9 protein-coding genes are annotated in these 8,020 nt (G+C 64.8%); all 9 read right to left on the minus strand.

From position 1 onward, the window contains the following. Positions 1 to 200 (minus strand): hypothetical protein (locus tag ACWELQ_RS30640; RefSeq protein ID WP_452400510.1); only part of this gene is annotated, 200 nt, incomplete at its 3' end. Between the two features lie 11 nt (positions 201 to 211). Then, positions 212 to 1,456 carry a DUF7373 family lipoprotein gene (locus tag ACWELQ_RS30645; protein WP_452400511.1) on the minus strand — a complete coding sequence of 415 codons (1,245 nt, stop codon included), beginning with the start codon at positions 1,454 to 1,456 and terminating at the stop codon, positions 212 to 214. 104 nt (positions 1,457 to 1,560) lie between these two features. Further along, positions 1,561 to 2,841, minus strand: coding sequence for a DUF7373 family lipoprotein (locus ACWELQ_RS30650; RefSeq protein WP_452400512.1), 1,281 nt, complete (start codon positions 2,839 to 2,841; stop codon positions 1,561 to 1,563). A 7-nt stretch (positions 2,842 to 2,848) separates the two neighbouring features. After that, positions 2,849 to 4,123 carry a DUF7373 family lipoprotein gene (locus ACWELQ_RS30655; protein WP_452400513.1) on the minus strand — a complete coding sequence of 425 codons (1,275 nt, stop codon included), beginning with the start codon at positions 4,121 to 4,123 and terminating at the stop codon, positions 2,849 to 2,851. A gap of 23 nt (positions 4,124 to 4,146) precedes the next feature. After that, positions 4,147 to 5,388 carry a DUF7373 family lipoprotein gene (locus tag ACWELQ_RS30660; protein ID WP_452400514.1) on the minus strand — a complete coding sequence of 414 codons (1,242 nt, stop codon included), beginning with the start codon at positions 5,386 to 5,388 and terminating at the stop codon, positions 4,147 to 4,149. An 8-nt stretch (positions 5,389 to 5,396) separates the two neighbouring features. Continuing rightward, a complete protein-coding gene (locus tag ACWELQ_RS30665) occupies positions 5,397 to 6,623 on the minus strand; it encodes a DUF7373 family lipoprotein (protein ID WP_452400515.1) in 1,227 nt (408 codons plus the stop codon). 68 nt (positions 6,624 to 6,691) lie between these two features. Then, positions 6,692 to 6,871: a DUF397 domain-containing protein gene (locus ACWELQ_RS30670; protein WP_452400516.1), complete on the minus strand. Its 180-nt coding sequence runs from the start codon at positions 6,869 to 6,871 to the stop codon at positions 6,692 to 6,694. Continuing rightward, a complete protein-coding gene (locus ACWELQ_RS30675; RefSeq protein WP_452400518.1) occupies positions 6,868 to 7,386 on the minus strand; it encodes a DUF5753 domain-containing protein in 519 nt (172 codons plus the stop codon). The genes ACWELQ_RS30670 and ACWELQ_RS30675 overlap by 4 nt, the downstream gene beginning before the upstream one ends. 118 nt (positions 7,387 to 7,504) lie before the next feature. Then, positions 7,505 to 7,768 (minus strand): helix-turn-helix domain-containing protein, encoded by a 264-nt coding sequence (locus ACWELQ_RS30680; protein ID WP_452400517.1) that lies wholly within the window; start codon positions 7,766 to 7,768, stop codon positions 7,505 to 7,507. Positions 7,769 to 8,020: the final 252 nt, after the last annotated feature.

Here is an 8,020-nt window from a genome sequence, read left to right on the forward strand (position 1 = left end):
CAGCCCTTGTCCTGTTTGGTGGCGGTCTCGGGGGCGGGCGCGCCATCGGGCGGTGGCTCGAGCTTCCGTACATCGGTCTCTCCCGGTGCCGAGCTTCCGGCAATTTGGCTTCCACATCCAGAGAGCGAGGCCGCGACCAAGAGAATGGTGAGCGCACCGAAAAGTGGAGCGCCAGTGGAGCGGTGCAATCCGAGTTTCATCACGATCCCCCTTACTTGTCATTGGCCAGGATGGCGTACTGCGCGGAGATCCGCTGGTACGCATCCTGTTGCTGCATAGCCCACACTGTTGCGGAATACCGCCCATATGCCACGTAGCAGTGGAAGGGTGCCGCATTCTCGTCCGGACCGTGGTATTTCACGCAGCGGGCAGAGGGGAGCTCAGCAGGTGGGTCGATCAACTGCTGGAATCGAGCGGTGGACACCCCGTCTGTGAAGGCTCGAGCGGAAGCTTCGTCCTTGGCTCGAACCAGAAATCCTGCTCCATCCGAAACTCTATCGACCCCGGTTTTGTCGAACAGTGCCTTGTAGAAGACAGTGTCGCCCATCCAGTGCATGATGCCGTGCTGGTCAACAGCTCCGGGGAACCCGTCGCCCCCGAGATCGCCCGCTGGGCTCGGTAAGGTCAAGCGCACCATGCCGTCGGGGTCGAGCGGCAGCCCAGTGAGCTTGTCCGGCGATGTCGGCTGGAAGTTCTTCAACCGGTCGATGGTCACGTCTATGGCCTTGTCGGCCAATGCCAGTGGTGCGGGCTCGGGCGCTACGCCGAACGCCTGTTCCACGGACACGTTCTCGACCTGGTCGACCATGGTGAAGACGACGAATTTCCCGGAGGGATACCAGGAGCCGAGTCGTTGTTCAGCAGGGGCCCAGATGATTTGGGCGGCAGGGTGCTGGCTTGACTGGAGGGGACCGACTTCAGTGCCCGCCTTCAGCGCGAAGCCGCTGTGCGCGAGCGCGGCCGCAGCCGCAGTCGCGGAGGTTTCACTGTCGAAGATCATGACCGCATTCGTCAGCGTGTAGCCGAGCGAGGCATCCTCCGAAGGTCGTGCACTCGTGGCGAAGCCCGCTATGAACCCCCGTGCGTCATCGACGAAATGGTCGACATTGAGGTACTTGTTGAACGAATTGGCTTCGACGAAAGCATGGGTGCCGGACCCGTTGCGTACCAGCGCCGGATCAATGTCGGACCCAAGCGGAAGGATGTTCCCAAGCCGCAGTGCCTCGAGCATCCGCCCCCGCTTCCCCGGATCCGACGTCGTCGCATCCTTGGGTTTCGTCGGGTAGCTCCCCGTATCGAGCTTGCTGAGGTCGACCGTCTTGTTCTCGGCCGCATGCGATTCAGACCCGCACCCAGCACTCGCGAGCACCGATACCGCCAGCACCGCCGCCGCTGCCGCGCGCACCCCGATGCGGGCCGACCGTAGTCGGCCATAGCCATGACGCATGTCGAGCATCCCCCCGCCGGAACCTATTAACCAGTGTCATCTTGCTTCTGGTGTGCAGAGTGTACTGGGCGGTCGGGGTGGGAGGCGCAGCGTGCCGAACCGGTGGAGGCATCTCACAGGTATTGGCTGTTCGCGAGTACCGCGTACTGTGCCGCCGCCTTCTGCTGCGCATCCGCCAGCTGACTGCTCGCGACCCGGGCGACGTACCGGTCGTAGTGGATGGTGCAGAGGTACTTGTTGTCGGCGTCCCAGCGGGCGTAGCTGTCGGGGTCGTCGGACAGCACCCAGCCGGGCCTGGGGTTCGGGTTTTGGACGCAGGTGGTGTCGGGGAGGCCCGGGGGCGCGTCGGCGGGGGTGCCGCCGAGTTGGTTGATCGCGGTCCATAAGGCGGTGGCGGCCTTGGGGTCTCGGGCGCGGAAGAGGAGGCCGCCCTGCTTGGCGGTCGAGATGCGGTCCACGCCGTTGTCGTCGAGGAGGCGTTTGCCGGTCGCCTGGTCCTCCACCGTGTGGAGGTAACCGCGTGGTGTGTGGGTGGTTTCGACGAACTGGTGCGGGCTGGTGTAGTCCGCCGGGTGCAGGGTTCGGCGCAGCATGAGGTCCGGGTCGTAGTTGAGGTGGAACATCTCGCGTTTCGACAGCGCGGGCGTCTGGTCCAGGAGCGGCAGTTGGGCGGCGAAGATCTGGTCGGTGAGTTTCCGTAGCCCGTCGAGGTCGGGGGTGGGCTGGATGGCGAAGACGTTCACGACGTAGCTGCCGTGGGCCAGGGTGGCGGCCATGGACGGAATGCCTGGTCGCCAATGAGCTTTCGCGTCCGGCTGCTTGTCCAGGGTGAGGTGCACGTTGCTGTCGGCCGCGACCGCGAAATCGGCGGCCTCCATCTGGTCGGCGGCCGTCCGGGCGCGCTGTGGATCGGGGAACTGGAGGACGGACACGGTGAACGAGGTCGCCTGCGGATTGTCCTGGCCGCCGGCGAAGGGATTGAAGTTGTCGGAGATGTGATAGCTGGCCTCGACCGCGATCTCGTGGGTGCTGGCGGCCGCGGAGTAGCCGAACAGCAGTCCGTTGCTTTCCAATACGGGTTGCACCGCGCCCGCGAAGACCTTCGACGAGGAACTCAGAAATTGCGTCAGCAGGTTGTGGCCGAACTTCGGATCGACATCCGCGCCGATGACGACATTGTCGGCCAGCCGGCCCATGGCCAGCTTCTGCCCGTCGTTTTCGTTGTGCTGGTAGGTCATACGGAAGTCGAGCGGATCGGTCGGGTAGTTGCCGACGGCGAGGTGCCGGACGTCGATCTCGCCGGGGTGCGGGGTGCCGTCCACCTGGCTGCCGCACGCGGTGAGCGCCAGGGCGAGCGCGCCGATCATCAGTCGGCCGATGCCGGGATGCTTCACGATTCCCCTACTTGTCGTTCGCGAGGATGGCGTACTGCGCGGAAATCCGCTGGTACACATCCTGTTGCTGTTGAGACCACACGAAGGCCACGTAACGCCCGTAGACGACTCGGCAGTTGAAGGGGAAGGCATGTTTGTCGGGGCCGTGGTAGGTCGTGCATCGGGCCGTCGGCAGGGCCGGTGGCGGATCGATTAGGCGTTGGAACATGTCGACCGATACGGCGTCGGCGTAGGTCGCCGCCGCTGCGGCGTCCCGGGCCCTGACGACGAATCCCGCTCCGTGACTCACAACGTCCACGCCGGTCTTCTCGTAGAGCGCCGTACGCGATGCCGGGTCAGCATCCTCGTCGTGCAGTTGTCCGTGCCGGTGCAGCACACCGTCGAAGGCGTGCGCGGTCTGATCGCCCGCCGGTCGCGGAAGGGTCAATCGGAGCATGCCATCCGCATCGACGGGCAGGCTCGCGATTTTGTCAGCGGGAGTCGGCACGAAGGTCTTCAGCTTGTCGGTGGTGACGTCGATTGCCTTGTCGGACAAGGCCATTAGTCCGGGCAGATCCGATTCGTGGAGGTAGACGTTCTCGTTGTTGTTCGCGATGGTGACGACGAGCAGATGTCCGACGGGATAGAAGGAGGCCAGCACCTGTGAGTTGGGCACCCACCGGATCTGCGCGGCCGGGTAGCGCGTCGACTGGACGGGTGCGTCGTCGCGGTCGCTCGGCTGCGCCGGGTTCCGATAGAAACCGGCAGCTGCCAACGCCCCCGCGGCGCGCGCGGCGGCCTCGTCGCTCTCGAAGATCATGACGGCATCGGTGAGCTGGTAGGACGCGTTCCGATCAGCGTCCGAGCGCCCCGCGGTGGCGAAGCCGGTCACGAATCCCGCTGTGTGGGTGGCGAAGTCGGTGGAGCTGAGCCAGCCGAACAAGGAGTTCCCGCCCGACAGCTCCGGTGACGCCGCATCGTCGGCCGCGACGAACGGGTGCGGCCCGCCGTCGTTGTGCACCAGTGCCGGGTCGATCTCGCTCGGTAGCGGCATGGCATCGCCGAGTCGCAGGGCTTCGACCGTGCGCGCCATCCGCGCGGCGTCCTTGGGAACGAAGTCCTTCGGTTGTGTTTGGTAGCTGCCGGTTTCGAGCTTGCTCAGATCGATCGCCGGAGTATCGGCCGCCCGCGACTCCGATCCGCATGCGGCGCAGGCCAGTAGCGAGATCGCCAGTGCCGCAGCCGCTCCCGCCCGAAAGCCAGCCGACCGCAATCGGCCGAGGCCGCGATATCTGAGGGGCACAGCGTCAGACCTCCGGGGGTATCTCACAGGTACTGGCTGTTGGCCAGCAGGGCGTATTGGGCGGCGGCGCGCTGTTGCACATCGATCAGCTGGGAGCTGGCGACGCGGGCGACATAGCGGGCGTAGCGCAGCGTGCAGTAGTAGCGGTTCTCCATATCCCAGGTGGTGGGGTAGGCGCGGGTGCTCGGTGTCGGGTTCTCGCCGCAGAAGACATCGGGGATACCCGCGGTGTCGGCGCTCTTCCCGGGCTGCAACGGCTTGATGCCGGACCACAGGTCCACGGCCGCATGGGCGTCGCGTGTGCGGATGAGCTGGGCACCGCCCTCGGTGACCGCGATGCGGTCGACGCCGCTGCTGTCGAACAACGTCTTCCATGCTGCCCGGTCGGTGAGGCGGTTCAGATAGCCGCGGACGCCGTAAGTGATCTCGGTGTCGACGTTCGGCCGCGCCATTTTTCCGGGGTGCAAGGTGCGGCGGAACATTCCGTACGGGTCGTAGTCGAGGCGCTTGATGTCGCGCCGCGAGAGCGGCGGTAGCTGGTCCAGCATCGGGAGTTGGGCCGCGAAGACCTTCTCGGTCAAGGACTTCAATGCTGCGACATCGGGATCCGCGCGCTGGACGAAGACATTCACCACATACTGACCGTGTGCGAGGGTGGCCGCCATGGACGGCACGCCCGGCCGCCAGTGACTCTTGGCGCCGGGGTACCCGTCGAGCGTGAGACGGGCGTTCTGGTCGGCCGCCACGCCGAAATCGGTGGCCTCCATCTCCTCGGCGGCGGTCTGCGCGTGCTGGGTGTCGGGGAACTGCAGGACGGTGATCTCGACGGCGGCGCTGCTCGAGGGTTTTCCGTAGTGCAGTGCTTCGGTCTGCGGTGTGCTGCTGCTGGCCGCACTGGCACCGAGGACCACGTCGTTTCTCTGCAAGACCGGCGCGAGCACCCCGCCCAGCACGTGCGACGGGTCGGCGGTATCGGTGTATTTGTCCTGGGGGACACCGTAAACGAGGCTCGCGTCGATGTCGGTGCCGAGAGCGACGGCATCGGCCAGCCGTGCGAAGGCGAGGACCTGACCGGAGGAGGTGAAGTGGCTGTACTCGGTGCGGTAGTCCAGCGGCTCGGTCGGGTAGGCGCCGACATTCAGTGTGCGAACGTCGATCTCCCCGGCGACGGGCGTGCCGGACGTGCTCGCACAACCGCAGAGCACAGCGGCAGTGAGGGCGAGCACGGTGGTCAGCGCGCCGCGGCGAAGGCTTGGAATCCGCACGATCGCCCCTACTTGTCGTTCGCGAGAATGGCGTATTGAGCCGAGATGCGCTGATACGCGTCCAGTACCTGTTGCGACCAGACCGTGGCCGCGTAACGCCCATAGGAGACGTAGCAGTGGAAGGGGAATTGGAGTGTTTTGGGCCCGTGGTAGGTGACGCAGCGGGCCGCAGGCAGACCGGGAGGTGAGTCGATCCGGGGGTGGAACTTGTCGGTGGACTCCGCCTCGACATAGGCGGCGGCGCCGGCGGCATCGCGGGTCCGAACCAGTTCTCCCGCACCGGTACTCAAGAATTCCACGCCGGTCTTCTCATACAGTCGCCGCGCTTCGTCCGGGTCCGAGGCCAGGTGCAGGGCCGTGTTCCGATCGAAGACACCGTCCACCGGATCGTAAGTCAGGTCGCCGACGGGACGTTGCAGCGTGCGCCGGATCATCCCCTCGGGGTCGATCGGGAGTTCACGCCGCTTGTCGGCGGGTGTCGGGTGAAAGTCCTTCAGCCGCTCCGCGATCACCGCGGTGGCGTGATCGGATCGGGCCACCAGACCGGCCTGATCCGAGATGTGCAACGAGGGATCCTCCATATTGTCGACCACGGTGACGATGACGAATCGTCCGGTGGCATACCAGGATGCGAGGATCTGGGTCTTCGGCGTCCACACCCCGCGCGCGGTCGGATACGCGGCCGAGGACACCGGCTCGGAACCCTCGTCGAAGTGATAGCGGGTGCTGAACCCGGTGCGGGCGAGAGCCGGTACGGCCGCTGCCGCCGCGTCGTCGGTCTCGAAGAACAGTGCCGCGGCCGCGAGTCCGGACGCGATCTCCAGGTCCCGGTTCGACTGGCCGTAAATGCCGAAGCCGCCGACGAATCCGGGTGTGTTCTGGGCGAAATGCTCGTAATCGACCATGCCCAGATTCGCGTCAGCGAAGGTCGCCGCGTTCGTGAAGGGATACGCGCCGTCCGGGTTGTACGTCAGCGCCGGGTCGATGTCCTTGGCGAGCGGCATCACCTCACCCAGCCGGATGGCTTCCAGATAGCGAGCCGCCCGGTCCGGGTCCGCGGGCACCACCGGCTGCGGCTTCGTCGCATAACTGCCGGTGTCGAGCTTCGTCAGATCGACCGAATCATTACCGGCCGCACCATGTCCCGAGGCGCAAGCCGCGATGCTCAGCACCACGGCCGCCACCGCGCACAGCCTGACGCGGGCCGAGGCTAGTCGGCCGATGCCGTCCCCCATGCCGCGAGCCCCCCTCGTTGATCAACGCCGCAACGACGTTCATCATGCAGGAGAGCATCGCGGAGTCGCTACTTCACCCAGCCGAGGAACGTATCCCACTGCGGGCCATCGAAGAACAGCTCCGGGCCACCGGGGTGCTTCGAGTCGCGCACACCGACCCGGCCATGATCGTGGTAGACCTCTACACACGCGTTCGAGGCTTCGCTTCTGCTGGACTTGTACCACTGTCGGACAGGCGGTTTGCTCACGTCGCGTACTCCTTCGCCACCTCGAGCACCATGGTTCTGGTGTCGTCCTCACTCAACGCTACCGCCCGCAAAGCGGTGATCGCCTCGCGATAATGCTCGATCACGTCGGTCTGTTCGTGATAGAGCGCCCCGACCGCGCCCTCGAGATAGACGACTGGCGGCTCGGTCAGACGGCTCTCCACGGCGTTGAATTCCAGCAGTGTGAACGACTGAATCGCCAGGCCCCGGTGTGGACCGACGTGAAACGGGACGACGCGGATGCTGAGGTTGTCTCGTACCCCGACCTCGGCCAACCAACGCAGCTGCCCGGCCATCACGCCCGGCTCGGCAGGGCGATGTCGCAGGACCGCTTCGGACAGAAGGACTTCCATACGGAAGTTGGGATCGTCCAATCGGACCTGTCTGCGCTCCATCAGTTCGACCCGGCGTTCGGTGTTGACAATGGAGAGATTCGGCGCGTCCAATTTGGCGATGGCGCGACGATAGTCGGGGGTTTGCAACAGGCCGTGCACCATCACCAATTGGTGGGTGGTAATGCGATCGGCAGCTGCTTCCAGACGCAGATAGTGCGGAAAATTGGTCCGGACCTGGTCGGCGTAGGGTTGCCAGAATCCTTTCGAATTGCCTTGGAGCTTAGCGGCTTTTGTCTGTTCCCTGACTTTCTGCCCACAGGTTAAGAGCCTCCTCCCTGCTGTCCTCGTCTGCATCATAGAAGTCGAGCAGGCTTTTCAGTTGCATCGTGGTGATCTTCGTCAGCAGGCCGTCTTCCAGCCGCACGATGGTCATCCGAGACGTCTCGGCGTTTAGTCCCGCCGACAGTGCGGTCTTATTTGCCTTAGTTCGCATTTCGCGCAGGTAGTTCCCGAATGCCCTGCGAGAGACCGTTGATCCGGCCATTAGCTAGCCTCGCTATCTACGGATTGCTCGTGGTGTGCATGCTCGCGGTGAGCATCCATCATATTTCGTGTGTAGCACGCTGTGAACAGCTTGTTTGGGCCAACTTGGGTGTCTACTTGGACTTGGCGAAAGCGCGCAGCCGCCGGAAATCAGACCAAGATCAGCGATACGCATTCGAAGGGATGTCGTAATGCATTGGGACACATGGGCACTGCTGTCTATTTTCAGCCTCTGCGCCGCCGTGATCTGCTG

It is taken from the genome of Nocardia sp. NPDC004722, assembly GCF_053601505.1.

What these genes read in the sequence shown, in the direction of transcription:
- ACWELQ_RS30665 (WP_452400515.1), bottom strand. Translation starts at nt 6,623, where the DNA reads ATGGGGGACGGCATCGGCCGACTAGCCTCGGCCCGCGTCAGGCTGTGC.
- ACWELQ_RS30675 (WP_452400518.1), bottom strand. Translation starts at nt 7,386, where the DNA reads ATGGTGCACGGCCTGTTGCAAACCCCCGACTATCGTCGCGCCATCGCC.
- ACWELQ_RS30680 (WP_452400517.1), bottom strand. Translation starts at nt 7,768, where the DNA reads ATGGCCGGATCAACGGTCTCTCGCAGGGCATTCGGGAACTACCTGCGC.
- ACWELQ_RS30645 (WP_452400511.1), bottom strand. Translation starts at nt 1,456, where the DNA reads ATGCTCGACATGCGTCATGGCTATGGCCGACTACGGTCGGCCCGCATC.